The organism is Vibrio alfacsensis (assembly GCF_019670485.1).
Classification (GTDB): Bacteria; Pseudomonadota; Gammaproteobacteria; order Enterobacterales; family Vibrionaceae; genus Vibrio; species Vibrio alfacsensis.
The window spans coordinates 1790715-1808157 of the sequence record NZ_AP024165.1; the positions used below are offsets into that span (position 1 = coordinate 1790715).

Consider the following 17443-nt stretch of genomic DNA (forward strand, 5'->3'; position numbering starts at 1 on the left):
TTCTCACCAATTTGTAACCGTATTTGTTTTAGCCAGATTGTGGTTCGGGTTTATACTGGTTTTATGGCGCTGGTTGCTTTCGTTAACGCCCCTCTTACCCTAGAAGCTAGGATGTTTCTGTCCGTTAACAGAGCCAGCGAGTTGTTCTCTATACCCTCGTGAACACTATGAATACATTAGAAAAAATTCAAAAAAATCTGGAGAATTTCAGTAAGTCAGAGCGCAAAGTTGCGGAAGTAATTATGGCGTCGCCACAAACTGCAATTCATTCTAGCATTGCTACATTAGCTAAGATGGCTGATGTAAGTGAGCCTACTGTAAACCGTTTTTGTCGACGTCTGGATACGAAAGGTTTTCCTGACTTCAAATTGCACCTTGCACAAAGCCTTGCTAATGGAACACCTTACGTTAACCGCAACGTGGAAGAGAGCGACGGCCCAGACGCCTACACGCATAAAATCTTCGAATCCACGATGGCTTGTTTGGATGTAGCAAAAAATAGTTTAGATCCAATGCAAGTGAATCGCGCTGTTGATTTGTTGACTCAAGCGAAACGTATCTCTTTCTTTGGCCTTGGCGCGTCTTCTGCTGTAGCGCGTGATGCTCAAAACAAGTTTATTCGTTTTAATATCCCTATCACTTGTTTCGAAGACATTGTAATGCAACGCATGAGCTGTATTAATTGCAGTGATAACGATGTCGTGGTGCTGATTTCTCACACAGGGCGCACTAAGAGTCAAGTGGAAATTGCAAATCTAGCGCGAGAAAATGGCGCAACTGTCATTGCCATTACAGCAAAAGACTCACCACTTGAAAAAGCAAGTTCACTCGCTATCACACTGGATGTCCCGGAAGATACGGACGTGTACATGCCAATGGCAAGTCGTGTTGTTCAAATGACCGTTATCGACGTTCTCGCTACAGGCTTTACGTTACGTCGCGGAACTGGTTTCCGTGAAAATCTAAAAAGAGTGAAAGACGCGCTAAAAGACAGCCGTTATGACAAACTTAGTCAGTACTGACCTGACCAGTGTTGATCCTATCAATTCTGATCAAGGCAACAACGCCAAATGTTGGTAATTGAATTATTCTAAGGGGAGCAAATATTGCTCCCCTTTTTTAATCATTTACCCCTGTTAGGTCATGATCTTGTTTTAGCACTTCGACGGAACTTAAATGACGTTTTCCTATACTTTCACATTCGTCACTGCCATCGCATACTAGCCCTAAAATATGAATTAGCCTATCTTGCGTAAGAGGAAGTGGATTACCTTTGATTGCGACAGACTTGAGCGCATCATCAGCGACTTGTTCAAATGAGGTTTGGCAAACACCAAACTTTCCAAGGCGGGGCAAATCTAGTTTATCCAACACCATTTTGACCCAAAGTACACCATCATTTTCATTCGCATTTGCTCTTTCAGTAACGATCTGAGCAATTTTTCTGTAACGACTTATCACATCACTGCGCCCGGCCCTTTTTGCTGCATTAATGTTCTCTTGCATTACATGCGGAGCTAATCGTGCGGTAATGACACTATGAGGCGCATTTAGCTTACCGCCTAAAGCCGATGCTAACCCATGAGCCGCCCCTAATTTTGCATTGGTAATCGCCATACCACCGAGCAAAGCAGCAAACGCAAGATCGGAGCGTGCTTTATGGTTGTCTTGTTTACACCCAGCAATGACGGATCGGCTTAATCGTCTGAGCCCCTCCTCACAAACCATATCGGTCAATGGGTTTGGATCACCACAAACATAAGCTTCCATTAAATGAGTAAACGCATCCATTGCGCCTCGACCAGAGGTGTATTGATCGGTGCCATAGGTTAATGTGGGATCAACAATCGCAACATCAGCAAGCATCTCTGGGCTACGGAGGCTAACTTTGACTTGGTCTTGGCCTGATTTTAGAACCGCATTGCGCGTCACCTCAGAGCCTGTACTTGCGGTGGTAGGAATGGCGATAAAATGAATAGGTTTAGTTTTTAATGGAACATTACGGCCGACAACTTCGACGTAATCATAAACGTCACCTTGGTTTGGGATGATAGCAGCCAGTGCTTTGCCCATATCTATCACGCTTCCTCCCCCAATAGCGATCACCATATCAGGCTGAAACTTGCGCCCCAAAACAGCGGTTTCTTCTACCATCGTGATATTGGGTTCCCCACTGATGGCGACATGCTGATAACGCATATTCTGCGCTTTAAGATAATTAATAATAGGTGTGGCTCTTTGCGTATCTTTACCCGTAACAAGTAAAACGCTGTAGCCAAACTGATTGATTACAGACAACGAAGATTGGAGCGCGCCCTCGCCGAAGATAATCCGTGTCGCAGTCATAAACTGAAACATACACTTCCTCCCCAAAACAACAACTGACTCTAGAGTGCTTTGCTTTCATTGAAAAAAAATTGACCCAGTGCACCTTGCCATCATTAACCTTACAAAATGTATGTTTTTATGCGTTAGTTCACATACACTGCCTTATTTTTCGGCAACTCCGATTTGGACTCAAAGTCGGGTCCGCACCGCTTTGTAACGAAAATGCCTAGTATTTATACGATAGAATTTGCCTATTGAAACAACAGGTAATTGCTACTTTATTTCCGGATCAGGATCGGGCATAGTTATGTCAACAAATGAAAGCGTGTCACGACATGAAGTCAATCCGCTCTCAACAAGAATAAATTTTAGGAGAAATGAGATTATGTTCGTAGTTATCTTTGGTCGCCCAGCTTGTCCTTACTGTGTTCGTGCGAAAGAACACGCAGAAACACTTAAAGCAAAACGCGATGATTTCAACTACCGTTACGTAGATATCCACGCAGAAGGTATTTCTAAAGCGGATCTAGAAAAAACCGTTGGTAAGCCAGTAGAAACGGTACCTCAGATCTTCATCGACCAAGAGCACATCGGTGGTTGTGATGACTTCGAAGCCTACGCAAAAGAACACCTAGGTCTGTTCGACGAGTAATACAGCTAAGACTGTATAAAAGAAACAAAGAATGTTTAAAAGCCGCACTATGCGGCTTTTTTAATATGAGTGAGATTATTTCCTTACGTCAAGTAATGACAAAAGCAAAAAAAATTCACTTATCTTTTGGCGATTATTCGTTACAATTCGCAACTCCTAATCTTTTTGGCACCCACTTTACCGAGCCACACAGTGAACATAGACGTCGTACACCTTCTTGAACAAAACCCGATTCTTCTGATCTTCGTCGTATTAGCCATCGGCCTTGGCATTGGTAAGATTCGCTTTGGAAGCCTGCAGTTAGGCAATTCTATTGGCGTTCTTATCACCTCGCTCATCATGGGCCACCTCGGTTTCTCATTTAATCCAGAAGCGCTCACCATTGGCTTTATGCTATTTATCTACTGTGTAGGAATCGAAGCAGGGCCCAACTTTTTTGGTATATTCTTCAGAGACGGAAAACATTACTTTATTTTAAGTATGACTGTGCTAGTCGCGGCAGTCAGTTTAACGTACTTTTGTAGCCATTATTTTGGTCTCGATTTTGGACTTTCTGCGGGCATGATGGCAGGCGCATTGACAGCAACGCCAGTTTTAGTTGGCGCACAAGATGCTTTAAATTCCGGCCTAGCCACGATTCCACGTAACATGGACTTTTCACTGGTATTAGAAAACCTATCCGTCGGCTATGCGATGGCCTATCTAGTGGGTTTGATCAGCATGATCATGTTCGCCAAATTGCTGCCTAAACTACAAAAACAAAACCTCTCGGATTCAGCACAACAAATCGCACAGGAACGCGGTCTCGGCAGTTCAAGTCAACGCAAAGTGTATCTGCCAATAATCCGTGCTTACCGAGTGGGTCCAGAGTTGATTGATTGGACCGATGGTAAAAACTTGCGTGAGCTAGGTATTTATCGTCAAACGGGCTGCTACATCGAACGCATCCGTCGTAATGGTATTCTTGCCCACCCTGATGGCGATGCGATCCTGCAGGAAGGGGATGAAATCGCACTGGTTGGTTTCCCAGATAGCCATGCGCGTTTGGATCCAAGCTTTCGAAATGGTAAAGAAGTATTTGACCGCAACCTACTTGACCTTCGCATTGTCGAAGAAGAGATCGTAGTAAAAAGCGACGCGATAGCTGGTAAACGTCTGTCAGACTTGAACTTATCTGAATTTGGCTGTTTCTTGAACCGCGTGGTACGCGCGCAGATTGAAATGCCGATGGATTTAGACATCGTTCTGGCCAAAGGCGACGTGTTGCAAGTCAGTGGCGAAAAGAGCCGCGTTCATGGTCTTGCTGAGAAAATCGGTTTCATCTCGATCCACAGTCAAATGGCAGACCTACTGGCATTTTGTAGCTTCTTCATTTTGGGCATTATGTTTGGGCTCGTCACGATGACGTTTGGTCAAGTATCATTCAGTCTGGGTAACGCGGTCGGTTTATTGCTATCAGGTATTACACTTGGTTTCTTACGAGCTAACCACCCTACTTTTGGTTATGTACCGCAAGGCGCGTTGAACATGGTCAAAGACTTGGGTTTGATGTTCTTCATGGTGGGCATCGGATTAAGTGCGGGCGGTAAAATGTTCGAGCACTTAACTCAAGTTGGTCCTCAAGTTATCGGTTTGGCATTTATCGTTAGTGTCGTACCTGTTGTATTGGCTTACCTTGTTGGCGCTTACATACTCAAAATGAACCGTGCGCTACTCTTTGGTGCTATTATCGGTGCTCGTACGTGTGCACCAGCGATGGACGTAGTGAACGAGTATGCGAAATCGACTATCCCTGCTTTGGGCTATGCTGGTACGTACGCCATTGCCAATATCTTAATGACACTCGCAGGTACTATCCTTATCATCCTGAGTTAGTTACTTTTGAATGAGCGTTGCTGGTTGGTTTACGTAGCGCTCATGATTCGACACAAAGTTTTAAGATACAAAGCTTAAAGACACAAAAAAGGCGCTCAATGAGCGCCTCAGATTGATGACGAACCCCGCTTTTTAAGCGGGGTTCTTTTTTGGAAGCGACCGTAGGTCGCGATCGTGATATTTTTTGTTATATCGTGCGCAGAAGTTTCCATTCATTACATAGGCATACAGAAGCAAGTATTTGCCTTATTTCTGCCATGTTTAAGCCCATTTTTCGTAGATAACTCATCACCAACGCTATCTTCTTGATGTTTTGAGCTGCTGCTGCCAACCAACATTGCATTTGCACATTGGCTAGACCTCGAAAGCGAGCATAACGATGACCATGATGTTGCTTGGCGTCTGCGAAGCTCCGTTCTACGGTTTCACTTCGACGTCGATAAGTCTTTTTTCCGTAGGAAGAGAGCCGCATTTGATTTGCTCTCTCTACTGCATCGCTATAGATATGCCGAGCAATCACTTTCTTCATGTTTTTGCTTTGAGTGCAGTCATTCCTCATTGGACAGAACGCACACTCTTTGGGGTCTGAATGGTATTCTCGGTAGGCATCACGTGATGTGGTTTTATAAAGCAACTCCTGACCATTCGGGCATTGGTAGCTGTCTCTTTGTGCGTCGTAAGTAAAGTGTTTCTTTTTGAATGTATTTTTCGTTCTCGATGGGCGTCGATAACCGAACACGCCAAGAATACCTCGACGTTCAAGTGACTCCGCCACTGGGGCGGTAAAGTAGCCTGCATCCAGTCCAACAGCTATCGGGTTCAATTGGAATGTGGCAAGCGTGTAATCTAAGCGTTGAACGTAAGGTTGTGAGTCATTGATGTTACCTGCAGTGGTATAGGTATCGAGGATAATTCCGTGTTGACCATCAACGGTTCTATGGTCGAGATAGAAGAAGCCTTGTGGCTTATTATCACGAGTCATGAAGCCACTCTCTGGGTCAGTAGTACTGGTTTTAGTATTCTTTGTTTTTGACTCTGATCCGCGAGCCTTAAGCGGCTTCTTGCCCGCTATTTCTCGGTCTAACGTGACGTCTTCATCCAGCATATCAAGATAGGCACTCGCGCGAACCGCCGTGACTTTATTGGTGTGTTTATTCTTGTTGGCGTTCGCTTTGAGATGAGTACTGTCCGTAAAGAGCTCTTGACCCGCGACCAAACCTTTCGATATGGCTTGCTCTACGATATTAATAAAAATACGTTCGAATACATCCGTGCCATTAAAGCGACGAATGCGGTTTTGGCTGAGAGTAGATGCGTGAATGACTTTCTCTGTTAATGACATCCGTAAGAACCAACGGTAAGCGACATTCACTTCAATTTCTTTAACGAGCTGACGCTCACTTTTTATGCCAAAGATGTAGCCAAGTAAGATGATTTTGAAGAGACGAACAGGGTCAACAGGTGGACGCCCATTATCTTTACAATAAAGATGAGCGACTTCATCACGAATGAATTCAAAGTCGATAGCATTATCGATTTTACGCACTAAATGGTCTTTAGGAACCAACTGTTCCATCGTTACCATTTCCAGTTCGTATTGTTGCGGAGTCGGTTCTTGAAGCATGTCGGAGTATCCATATTTCGATACCCCTATTAGATCAAAGGTCTAGCTTGAAAGCTAGACCTTTGTCAGCAGTCTGAGGCGCTCAATGAGCGCCTTTTTTAATTCGGTTAGAAACGATTAGATTTGAGTGAAATCTGTTTCTACTGCTGGGTTCACGTCTGCTTCGTAATCCACACCATCAACACCGAAGCCAAATAGCTTCAAGAACTCTTCTTTGTACTCAACGTAGTCAGTTAGCTCTTTTAGGTTTTCAGAGGTGATTTGTGGCCATAGGTCACGACAGTGTTGTTGGATATCTTCACGCAGTTCCCAATCATCCAGACGTAGACGGTTTACTTCATCTACTTCTGCAGCGCTGCCGTCTTCTTTGTAAAGACGTTGGCTAAACATACGGAAAATCTGCTCCATACAACCTTCGTGTACGCCTTCTTCACGCATTTTCTTAAATACCATAGCGATGTATAGAGGCATTACAGGAATTGCAGAACTTGCTTGAGTCACAACAGACTTAAGTACCGCTACGTTTGCGCTACCGCCAGTTGCAGACAGTTTCTCGTTCAGTGCTGCAGCTGCGCGGTCTAGGTCCATTTTCGCTTTACCTAAAGCACCATCCCAGTAGATCGGCCAAGTTAGCTCAGTACCGATGTAGCTGTATGCCACTGTTTTACAGCCATCTGCTAGCACGCCAGCTTCTGATAGTGCATTAATCCATAGTTCCCAGTCTTCACCGCCCATTACGGTTACTGTGTCTTGGATTTCTTGCTCAGTAGCAGGCTCTACGCTTGCTTCGATGATTACATCTTTGTTGGTATCAACAGCTGTCGCGGTGTAAGTCTCACCGATAGGCTTAAGTGATGAACGGATTACTTCACCCGTTTCTGGCATTTTGCGTACTGGAGAAGCCAGTGAGTAAACCACCATATCTACCTGACCAAGATCTTCTTTGATCAAGTCGATGGTTTTTTGTTTTGCTTCATTTGAGAAAGCGTCACCATTTAGGCTTTTCGCATACAGCCCCTCTTCACGAGCCAATTTCTCAAACGCTACCGAATTGTAAAAACCAGCTGTACCTGGCTTCTTCTCAGAGCCTTCTTTTTCGAAGAACACACCGATAGTCGAAGCACCGCCACCAAATGCCGCAGCGATACGAGAAGATAGGCCGTAGCCACTTGATGCACCCACAACAAGAACGCGTTTTGGTGCGTTTTTAATTGGGCCTTGTGCTTTAGTGTAAGCAATTTGTTCTTTTACGTTAGCTTCACAACCCACTGGGTGCGTAGTAGTACAGATAAATCCACGAATTCTAGGTTTGATGATCATATTCAACTTCCTTTAAAAAACGTTGCTAGGATAAAAGTTTCAGCCGGACTTCGCACCTAATTTCTGTAAAAATGCAGCGAAAATGCAAGTGGTTGGAGCACTCATGCTACTAACCACTGACAATCAGGTACAAAAAAGCACCTCATTGGAGGTGCTCTTGTTCGTTATCTCAGGCGCTAATATTTATGCGGCAGAGTTCAAGTGTGATTTCTTCGGAGCGTTGGTTCGAACTTCTGAAAAATCGTGGCTAAAATGATCAACTTGAATCGCATGGTAACGTAACTTATCCGCCGCCATGATCTGGTCGATTTCTTGCTCAGTCAGCACGCCCGCTTCAAACGCTTGCTGCAAACGATCATGTAATAAACCTTTGCGTGCAACTTTGCCATCTTTCGCTGCTTTAATCAGCTTGCGTTCAAGTGGTTTCACTTCGTACATAGCTAAGAACGCACGCTCCATCAAGCCAACGCTGTCATCCTCTTCTTTTCCGATATAACAAAGGTGAGTCATGCGGTCACGCTGCGCTCCTGGTGTCATCATCGCCTCAGCCAGCTTCACACAAAGCTCATCGCTCGGCGCTTCAAAGTGATTCCCAAGCGGGAACAGCAAGCCTTTAAGTACACCACCAACATACTTCACAGGGAAGTTAGAATAGGCTTCGTTTAGTGACTTAGCGGCATTGTATAAACAGTGCTGAACAGCATAGTGGACAAAATCTAAATCGCCTTGCTGACGACCCTCGTCTTCGTATTTCTTAAGCGCAGCGGATGCCATATAAAGGTAACTCAGGCCATCACCTAGACGTGCAGAAATCATTTCCTTACGCTTTAGGTCTCCGCCTAAAGTCAGCATAGCGAAATCAGCACTTACTGCTAGCGCGCGACTTAGACGAGTGATGTCTTTGTAATATTGTTGCGTTGGCCCACTCATGTGCGCTTTGACAAAACGCGACCCCGTCAATGCGGCGCCTAGCGCTCCAAAGGTGTTGCCTGTCGCATGGCCAATATGTTTGAACAGCAGTTCATCAAACGCTTTCGCGCCCTCATTGGCATCTGGGTTTGCTGCGGCTTCCATCTCTTTAAGTACATATGGATGACAACGCGTCGCACCCTGACCAAAGATCATTAAGTTACGCGTTAGGATATTTGCACCCTCAACCGTAATCGCTACAGGAATACCTAAATAGTGCTTCGCAAGATAATTCATCGGACCGTCCTGAATAGCACGGCCTGCGTGAATATCAAAAGAATCATTTAAAATCGTACGCGCTATTTCCGTCATATGGTATTTCGCAATAGCGGTAACGATCCCTGGTTTCTCTTTTAAATCTAACGAAGTGGTCGTCAACGTTCGTGTTGCTTCCAACAGGTAAGTCAAGCCACCAATGCGGCCCATCGCCTCCGCGACGCCTTCAAACTTACCGATAGACATACCAAACTGTTTACGAACATATGCGTATGCCCCCGTGGTGCGCGTAGTAAGGTGGCCAATTGCCGTACCAAGAGCAGGCAGAGAGATACCTCGACCCGCAGAGAGACACTCCACAAGCATACGCCAGCCTTTTCCTGCGTACTCTGAACCACCAATTAGCCAATCCATTGGAATGAAAACATCATTACCGCGTGTTGGGCCATTCATAAAAGCCGAACCTAGTGGATCATGACGCTCTCCGATTTCGACGCCATCGTGATCTGCCGGGATCAGTGCACACGTAATGCCGACTTCTTTCTTGTCACCCAATAAACCGTCTGGATCTTGAAGCTTAAAGGCAAGACCAAGTACAGTCGCCACTGGTGCGAGTGTAATATAGCGTTTATTCCAGCTAACACGGATACCAAGAACTTCTTTCCCCTCGTGCATGCCATAACATACAACGCCTTGATCAGGAATGCCGCCTGCATCTGATCCCGCTTCTGGGCCAGTCAACGCAAAACAAGGAATATCCGTACCATCGGCTAGTCGTGGTAGCCAATAGTCTTTTTGCTCCTGAGTACCATAATGTGAAAGCAGCTCACCTGGACCGAGTGAATTAGGTACCATGACAGAAACAGCAGCACTGATACTGCGAGTTGCAATACGAGAAACAATGGTTGAATTCGCAAGTGCAGAGAACTCACGACCGCCATACGATTTAGAAATTATCAAGGAAAAGAAACGCTCTTTACGCAAGAAATCCCATACCTCCGGCGGAAGATCTCGATCGTCTTTGACGATTTTTTGGTCATCCAACATTTCAAGTAAGGTTTCTAATTCATTGTCCATGAACGCTTGTTCTTCAGAAGACAGCGTCGGTTTTGGATAATGATGCAGCGTAGTAAAATTTGGCTTACCCGAGAACAGCTCTGCATCCCACCAAACGCTACCGGCTTCCATCGCTTCTTTTTCGGTGCTTGATAGTGGTGGCAGCACTTTCTTAAAAACTTTAAAAGCTGGGTCACTAATCCATTTTCTTCGTAGAGAGCTCATAGTTCAGATCCTTTTGTTCACTTTACCGCATGCGGCTGGTCTTATTATTAATTCTGTCGTTGCTTATAGTGTTATTCTTATACGTCTTTCAATGACTACTTCGTTGACATTCCGGCTGACAAGTAAGGGATGAGTAAATCAACCACTGATTTTGCATCCACTTGCTTATCAAACTTACTCTCAGCCAGTTCTGTTAACGCTTGACTTGATGCCATGGTAAATACACAGGTACCAAGCGTGAAATGTAATCGCCAAAAAAGCTGCTCTTCTGTCAAATCAGGACTGGCTTTCTTAATCGACGACAAAAACAGGTTCAAAACTTCCTCATACCGTGTACTAACAAACCAGCGCAGATGTCCTTGCACGTCTGTATAACCTCGTCCAATCAGCAACATAAACAACGCTGTTCCATTTGGTCTTACGTCGTTCAGTGCTCTAAGTGGTAAACGCAGAGATTCAAATACCTCGTCCATACTGTAAGAATCACGCGTATTTAACTCGACTAACGAGGCCTTAATACTTGGCATTAAAGCTTCTAAGTATCTATCTAGCACCGCTCTAACCAATGTTTTCTTATCACCAAAATGATAGTTAACTGATGCAAGATTCACATTCGCTTTACCGGTGATCGTTCTTAATGATGTGTCATTGAAGCCGTATTCTGCAAACAGTCCTTCTGCAACATCGAGTATTTTTTCTTTAGTTGTACTTCTCGGGGCCATTTCAATCACTCGTATTAAACAACTGTTTGAAAATATACCTCCGAAACCATAAGTTAACAAATGATTAACATCACATTTTCAACAATTGGTCCGACCAGAAAATCAACGATGCTTTCAAACTAATGAATTACAAGCAGATATTCTTTAATCAAAAAAACTTTAAAAAAAATTGGAACTGTTTGGAAATCGCTCGGTCTGAATAACTGTAACGATTAGGGCATTTAGAGTTTCACTGGCCGTCGAACTTGTTTCAATCTAATGGTTACACTGCTGCTTTTTTCTTATTAACTCCTATGTTTGTATCCGCCCAGACACTTTTTCGTCTGGGCTTTTTTTCGCCGCTCCTTCTGTGACAGGCTAATTGTTACCTGATGTCCATTACTGCCTAAGTGTGAGCCTTTCTGAACTATTCGTTTTCCTAATTATTCGTTTTCCTAACTGTTAATTCTCTCTACCCGTTAGCTCTCCTAACTATTGATTTTCAGTAACTATTGGCTTTCAGTAACCATTTTTAACAGCCGTTTGTTTTCGTTAACGATGACTACTCCCATGCTCTGAGGCATATTTTGGTGCAGTTTGCTGTACGGTTATTTGTTAAAATTTGATGACGACCCACAAATTTCAGGTATAAAAAACCTCCTGTCAAAGGAGGTTTTATGATTAATTTCTGTGTAATTATGCTTCTGCGGTTTCTTCAGCTGCTGTCTTAGGTAGCGAGAAATGCAGCAGAGCATAGCCAAGAATCGCCGCTGTCGTTGACCCCATCAAGATACCTAAACGAGCATAAGTATCAAACTCTGGGCTCACATTGGCAAAGGCCAGTGACGAAATGAAGATCGACATAGTGAAACCAATACCACACAACACTGATACTGCAAAGATATGCATGAAGTTAACGCCTTGAGGCAACTTCGCAATACCCATTTTCACTGCCACCCAACTAAAGGTGAAGATACCAAGTGGCTTACCAACTAGCAGTCCCAAAGCAATGCCTAAAGGAAGCATTGAAGTCAAACCAGACATTGATACACCTTGAAGCGAGATACCCGCGTTTGCAAATGCAAACAGAGGAAGAATCCCAAACGCAACGTATGGGTGCAGTGCGTGCTCCATATGTTTCAGTGGAGAGTGTTCACCTTTTTTGCCTTTCAACGGAATAGAGAAGCCGATAACAACACCCGCAAGCGTTGCGTGTACACCGGATTTCAATACCGCAAACCAAAGGATGGCACCTACTATCATATATGGCGTCAGCTTAGTTACGTTTTTCGCATTTAGCATGAAAAGGACGCCAGTCATGACGAAACCAACCACTAAAGCCATCGTTGATAGATCGCCTGTGTAGAACAATGCGATGATTACAACAACACCCAAGTCATCAATGATCGCTAGCGCAAGCAAGAAAACTTTTAAGCTAATAGGCACACGTTTACCTAATAGCGCCATAATACCAAGCGCAAATGCGATATCTGTCGCGGCTGGAATTGCCCAACCTGAAACCGCTTCTGGGTCACCGGCATTAAATGCAACATACACTAGCGCCGGAGCAAGCATACCACCTACCGCTGCGATCGCCGGGAAGATAGCTGTTTCTTTTGATTTTAATGCGCCTTCAAGTAGCTCGCGCTTTACTTCAAGACCGATTAATAGGAAGAACACAGCCATAAGGCCATCGTTGATCCAGTGAGAGACTGACATACCAAACACATAAGTATGCAGCATTGCCTGATAAGTTTCGCCAAGTGGTGAGTTTGCAATAGTCATTGCGATTGCCGCTGCAATCACAAGAAGAATACCACCTGCTGATTCCATTTTGAAAAAGTCACGAATGACATCGTTCATGGTTTCGCCCTTATATTTATTATCTTAATAAACGAGTAACAAAGAATGATGAGAGTTTATAGCTGTGGAAAATTTAAGAATAATCGCTTGTACAGAGTATAATGTTCGTTTTTTCCGATACTTTGTTAACGATACATCGTTTTTTCCAACAACATCATAAATACTTGAAGTCCCTTTCGTCTCCCTTATCAAACAAATTGCACACATAGACTACTATTAAGTTAATGTAATATGTGATTAATTTTCGTGATTTAAATGTTATTTTTGGACGAAATTAATGTCATCCATGCCCAAAAAAGCCGCCTTACATGGCGGCTTTAATTCTTAAATCAGTATCCCGTTAACTGCATAAATCCCCACGCCTCATTGGATCCCGATGCCAATATCGGCCCCTCCCAATAAGGAATAAGAAATGGCTGCCACATATCGGATTTGCTGATCCGTGTCGTTAGGTTGATACCATGTTTCGGCACATTCACTATCCATTGCAAAGGCATTCGTCGCCCATTTGCTAGGCTGGTCACTTGCATCGGTGTGATGCTGAAATCTTTCTCAGTTAAATTAAACACCGCGCCAGAACGGGTTGAAAGCGTGCCAAACAGGTGTGGCACTTGCCCATTATGTCGATAACGGCTTACCGTCAGCGCTCTACCGTCATCTAAATTAAATACAAGCCAATCCCAACCTTGTTGATCTTCCCCGATCAAACCGCTGCCCCACTCTTTTTGAGTCCATGCAGAACCGGTCACAGAAATGGGCTGACCATTAAGTGTCATTGTCCCTTTTACATTTAGGAACGGAGCACTAAAGCTAAAAGATGCGACAGATAACAATGCATGCTTAACTTGAAAGCCTTTATCGCCATTAACCACGAATGGTCCATTGGTCGTGGTATTTAACTCTAGACCAAATGTGTCGGTTGAAATTTCAAGCTGGCCAGGAAATGGCGTCGTGCCTAACGCGCGCCAATACCAGTTATCTATCCACAATCGAAACGGACGATTGCTCATCCCTGCTTGGCCTATTCCACCACGCGCAACGCGTTGTTCTCGCCAAACATGACTACCACGGCTGATAACGATATGAGAGATAAAAAGCTGTGGGTTTTGCCAACCACGCGTATCACGTTCATCAGTCGCAACTCTAAAGTAGCTCCACTGTACGTTGTATACATGGCCATCTTGATCTTGAAGTTTCGCAAAATAATGCCACCACTCATGCTGGTAGTTAGGATGAAAACGAAAATCTTCTGGTAATGACACGTGTTCACTCGGCAAAACAGGATCAAAAACCGTCCTTTCTTCTCGCTTTAATACCGCGCTGATTTCACTTTCTTCTGTTGCAGTCGCTTCAGCCCAAAGGGTTAAATAGAACGCTCCACCAATCAATATAATGAAAGCAATGACAACCAATGCAGAGATAGAAAAGATATTTTTCTGCTTCATGTTATTCATTACAGCGCATCCCTTAGCGACTTCATTGGCGTGCTCTTGATCATTCTGATGACAGGAAGTGCACCTGCTAACATGATCGCTAACATTGCCCAAGCAATCGTCTGTGCGTATTCCCACGGTATGACTTGAAGTTCTAATGACCACCCGAATGATTGCTTGATTATGATATCAACAATAAGATGTGCCAACGCCAAACCAAGCGGTACCGCAATAATTGCAGAAATGGTACCAAATACAAATAACTGTAAGCCGCCTAAAGCAACGAGTTCTCTACCTGATACGCCCATACAACGTAGTAAAGAGAAATGCCTTTGGCGAGATAGTTCACCCGCCAATGTCGCAAAAAACAGACCGAAAACAGCGATAATCAAGGTAATATTTCCGAGCGTTCCTGCAATAGCAAACGTATGGTCAAACACCCGCATCGCTTGGTTATAAATATTGTTATTGTCGAACAAACGGTCTTGAGGTAAACGATAGATATTTTCCAATCGTCGTTTTAGCCCATCTCCATTCACGTTTTCTTGTAACACGACTCCCAGGCCAACGTTACCTGAACCTGCAAACGCTGACAGCCAATTTCGATGAGACATCATGACTTGGTTGTAAGGATTACCATAATCGTAATAAACCCCAACAATCTGCCATCCACCGCCAAGTGGTGGGAGTAAATCGATGTAATCACCAGGACGAAGATCCAACTTCAATGCCATCGACTCGCTGATCATCAAGCTCTTAGAGTGATGCAAGTGATACCAGTAGTTCGGTACACCAAGTTTAACGGTAAGCGAATCGAGCTCTCCCTCCGATGCCCCCGTACTCACCACTTGAAGCGCACCTCGCTCCGTCGGAAAGTCTTTTTCCCAGCGCCACCAAACCTCATCAACTTCCGGTTGTTTTTGTAGCCATGAGCTCATTCGTGCTGCTGAGTTATTGGTTGGGTAAATATAGATATCCGCCGCCAAACGTTGGTTAAGCCATTTATCAGTCGTGTCTCTGAAGCTGCCTACCATGGTTTCGACACCAATGTTCGCCGCTAGCGCTAGCATAAACGCCATCGTCGCAACACCTCGGTAGCTCATACTTGCCGCCGCATCAGAGAAAAACCAGCGAACACGAACCCAACGCATAGAATAAGAAAAGCTTTGGAACATATGCCACATCAAAAATGGCATAAATAGCGCAACACTGACTAGCATAAGCGCAATGATCGTAAAGCCGGACTCTTGCGTTTTAGGCGCTTGATAAACCGCAATGGCAGCAACACAAAGTGCACAAGCGGCTAAAGCCTGCCAAGAAAACTCTCGGCCAGCAAAGCGCATTAACGAAAGCCTTGAAGATAAACGAATAGGTTGTGCTTTAAGTAAGCGGATCAGCGGCCATAAGCAAGAGAGCAATGCGCCCAATGATGACATGGCCAAACTGTATAAGCTCGATTCCCATGACCAACCTATCGTCAAGCCAACATTGGCGTCATACAAATCACTTAAACTGGATGAAACCGCGGGAATCAACTCATTAGCGAGAATCAAACCAAAGAAGTTTCCACAAGCCCATGCAAATAGAACCAAAATAAGCAGTTCAAGTAACAATGCTTGCGTAAGCTGGATACCTGTTACCCCAGTTTGACGCAAAATGCCCACTAAACGTTGGCGCTGGATAAATGACAGCGACATTGCTTGATAGAAAATGAACAGACCTACGAGGAAAGAGAGCATACCCATTGCCGTCAAGTTCATATGGAATGCATCCGTCAGTGCTTGTAGCTCACTACGGCTACTGCGCACTAAAACCATCCCGCTAGGCAGTTTTTCTTTTAACGCGAGAACTTTCTCTTCTGGCATCTCACCACATGCAATGGCTGATAACCCAGAACTGCGTTTAAGCATACGAAGTAACGAAATATCAGAAACCAGGCGAATACCAGAGAGCATTTGATTGGTATCGACTTTTAATGGCCCTAACTGACTGCCATCATTAAGCTCAATAAAGTCGCCATCTTGCCACGTCATGTACGAGGCTAAGTCTTGGCTCACTAATATTGGATAAGGTGGCTTCATTAACGAAAGTAACGGCAAATCGTTCAGTGATTTACCTTGGTGTAGAGGCAAAAGCGCAACAGGATCGACACCAACAAGCGTCAAACCAAAGTCATCTTTAGATTCAAGATGCAAGGTATCAAAAGGCGCACACTGGTTAAAGCCTGCGCGACGCAATTGAATATAAAACCCTTGCGGAATTTTATTCGCGGAGTGTTTAGTGCGGATGCGATACGGAAGAGGATTGGAAAAAAGTTTTTCACCCGTTTCATAACTTTGTTTGGCATGCTGGTTAATCGATGTCACACCGACGAGCAGTGACACGCCTAAGGTTAAACCAAGCCAAACAAGTAGAATTTGCAGAGGATAACGGCGGTAATGACCGAGTAGTGCCTTAACTACGGGCCATAACATGCAGTTGCCCTCCTTGAAGACGAATACGACCTTCCATGTGCTCAGCCACTTTTTCACTGTGAGTAACAAGCAACAAGGTGCAATCTAACTGACGAGCCAAACTGGTCAAAAGGCGCATTACTGCTTCTGCATTTCGCTCATCCAAACTGCCGGTTGGTTCATCCGCTAATAAAATCTTCGGTTCCATGTACAAAGCACGAGCAATAGCTGCACGCTGTTGTTGACCACCAGAAATTTCTTCAGGGTAACGTCCAAGCAATGGCATGAGATCAAGAGCAGACAGGATTTGGCGCCACAAACCTTTGTCTTCGGGTAAGCCTTTTAATTGGCGACAGAAACGAATATTGTCAGCGATATTTAGCGTAGGCAGTAAGTTAAACTGCTGGAAGATATTACCAATGTTATTGCGGCGGTACTTTGTTCGTTGATTCTCAGGCGCATCATGCATAGCAAAGTTCGGGTACTGAATTTCCCCAGAGTCTGCGGTATCAAGTCCTGCTATAAGATTAAGTAGTGTACTCTTCCCAGAGCCACTCTCCCCCATTAATGCGACTTGCTCACCTTGTTGTAACGTTAATTCTGCCCCTTGTAGTACAGGATGAAATTCTCCCCCGTCTACATAGCCTTTGCATAGGTCTGACAGTTTTAACATTAATTTTGCCACTCAATTGGTATTTGAAATTGGTGTCAGAATCTACACTAAAATA

General features: G+C 44.4%; 12 protein-coding genes. 3 read left to right on the forward strand and 9 right to left on the reverse strand.

The window, feature by feature from the left end; all coding sequences use genetic code 11:
• The first annotated feature begins 167 nt into the window (after positions 1 to 167).
• Positions 168 to 1022 (forward strand): MurR/RpiR family transcriptional regulator, encoded by an 855-nt coding sequence (locus VA249_RS08345; RefSeq protein ID WP_211916435.1) that lies wholly within the window; start codon positions 168 to 170, stop codon positions 1020 to 1022.
• A gap of 97 nt (positions 1023 to 1119) precedes the next feature.
• Here VA249_RS08345 and VA249_RS08350 read toward each other — a convergent pair whose 3' ends face one another.
• The gene (locus tag VA249_RS08350) at positions 1120 to 2358 is read right to left on the reverse strand and encodes an iron-containing alcohol dehydrogenase (RefSeq protein ID WP_221067660.1); all 1239 of its coding nucleotides are present in this window, start codon (positions 2356 to 2358) and stop codon (positions 1120 to 1122) included.
• 355 nt (positions 2359 to 2713) lie between these two features.
• On the opposite strand from VA249_RS08350, the gene VA249_RS08355 reads away from it, so the two are divergent.
• Both VA249_RS08355 and VA249_RS08360 read left to right on the forward strand, forming a co-directional pair.
• Entirely contained in the window at positions 2714 to 2980 is a 267-nt protein-coding gene (locus VA249_RS08355) for a GrxA family glutaredoxin (protein WP_128810701.1), read from the forward strand.
• A 192-nt stretch (positions 2981 to 3172) separates the two neighbouring features.
• Positions 3173 to 4855, forward strand: a complete 1683-nt coding sequence (locus VA249_RS08360; RefSeq protein ID WP_221067661.1) for an aspartate:alanine antiporter — start codon at positions 3173 to 3175, stop codon at positions 4853 to 4855.
• A 187-nt stretch (positions 4856 to 5042) separates the two neighbouring features.
• Here VA249_RS08360 and VA249_RS08365 read toward each other — a convergent pair whose 3' ends face one another.
• From VA249_RS08365 to VA249_RS08400, 8 genes are all read right to left on the reverse strand, one after another.
• The gene (locus VA249_RS08365; RefSeq protein WP_221067583.1) at positions 5043 to 6479 is read right to left on the reverse strand and encodes an IS1182 family transposase; all 1437 of its coding nucleotides are present in this window, start codon (positions 6477 to 6479) and stop codon (positions 5043 to 5045) included.
• A gap of 117 nt (positions 6480 to 6596) precedes the next feature.
• Positions 6597 to 7799, reverse strand: coding sequence for an enoyl-ACP reductase FabV (gene fabV / locus VA249_RS08370; protein ID WP_128810700.1), 1203 nt, complete (start codon positions 7797 to 7799; stop codon positions 6597 to 6599).
• A 183-nt stretch (positions 7800 to 7982) separates the two neighbouring features.
• Positions 7983 to 10265, reverse strand: a complete 2283-nt coding sequence (locus tag VA249_RS08375; protein ID WP_221067662.1) for an acyl-CoA dehydrogenase — start codon at positions 10263 to 10265, stop codon at positions 7983 to 7985.
• Positions 10266 to 10360: 95 nt separating this feature from the next.
• Positions 10361 to 10987, reverse strand: a complete 627-nt coding sequence (gene psrA / locus VA249_RS08380; protein WP_221067663.1) for a TetR family transcriptional repressor PsrA — start codon at positions 10985 to 10987, stop codon at positions 10361 to 10363.
• A gap of 675 nt (positions 10988 to 11662) precedes the next feature.
• Positions 11663 to 12829: a Na+/H+ antiporter NhaA gene (gene nhaA, locus VA249_RS08385; RefSeq protein WP_221067664.1), complete on the reverse strand. Its 1167-nt coding sequence runs from the start codon at positions 12827 to 12829 to the stop codon at positions 11663 to 11665.
• A 329-nt stretch (positions 12830 to 13158) separates the two neighbouring features.
• Positions 13159 to 14283, reverse strand: coding sequence for a lipocalin-like domain-containing protein (locus VA249_RS08390; protein WP_221067665.1), 1125 nt, complete (start codon positions 14281 to 14283; stop codon positions 13159 to 13161).
• The gene (locus tag VA249_RS08395; RefSeq protein ID WP_221067666.1) at positions 14283 to 16736 is read right to left on the reverse strand and encodes an ABC transporter permease; all 2454 of its coding nucleotides are present in this window, start codon (positions 16734 to 16736) and stop codon (positions 14283 to 14285) included. Before VA249_RS08395 ends, VA249_RS08390 begins: the two co-directional genes overlap by 1 nt.
• The gene (locus VA249_RS08400) at positions 16717 to 17388 is read right to left on the reverse strand and encodes an ABC transporter ATP-binding protein (RefSeq protein ID WP_128810695.1); all 672 of its coding nucleotides are present in this window, start codon (positions 17386 to 17388) and stop codon (positions 16717 to 16719) included. The genes VA249_RS08395 and VA249_RS08400 overlap by 20 nt, the downstream gene beginning before the upstream one ends.
• Positions 17389 to 17443 lie beyond the last annotated feature (55 nt).

Coding starts and splice junctions, on each gene's coding strand:
- VA249_RS08345 (WP_211916435.1), top strand. CDS start 168: ATGAATACATTAGAAAAAATTCAAAAAAATCTGGAGAATTTCAGTAAG.
- VA249_RS08355 (WP_128810701.1), top strand. CDS start 2,714: ATGTTCGTAGTTATCTTTGGTCGCCCAGCTTGTCCTTACTGTGTTCGT.
- VA249_RS08350 (WP_221067660.1), bottom strand. CDS start 2,358: ATGTTTCAGTTTATGACTGCGACACGGATTATCTTCGGCGAGGGCGCG.
- VA249_RS08365 (WP_221067583.1), bottom strand. CDS start 6,479: ATGCTTCAAGAACCGACTCCGCAACAATACGAACTGGAAATGGTAACG.
- VA249_RS08395 (WP_221067666.1), bottom strand. CDS start 16,736: ATGTTATGGCCCGTAGTTAAGGCACTACTCGGTCATTACCGCCGTTAT.
- psrA (WP_221067663.1), bottom strand. CDS start 10,987: ATGGCCCCGAGAAGTACAACTAAAGAAAAAATACTCGATGTTGCAGAA.
- nhaA (WP_221067664.1), bottom strand. CDS start 12,829: ATGAACGATGTCATTCGTGACTTTTTCAAAATGGAATCAGCAGGTGGT.
- fabV (WP_128810700.1), bottom strand. CDS start 7,799: ATGATCATCAAACCTAGAATTCGTGGATTTATCTGTACTACTACGCAC.
- VA249_RS08375 (WP_221067662.1), bottom strand. CDS start 10,265: ATGAGCTCTCTACGAAGAAAATGGATTAGTGACCCAGCTTTTAAAGTT.
- VA249_RS08390 (WP_221067665.1), bottom strand. CDS start 14,283: ATGAATAACATGAAGCAGAAAAATATCTTTTCTATCTCTGCATTGGTT.
- VA249_RS08400 (WP_128810695.1), bottom strand. CDS start 17,388: ATGTTAAAACTGTCAGACCTATGCAAAGGCTATGTAGACGGGGGAGAA.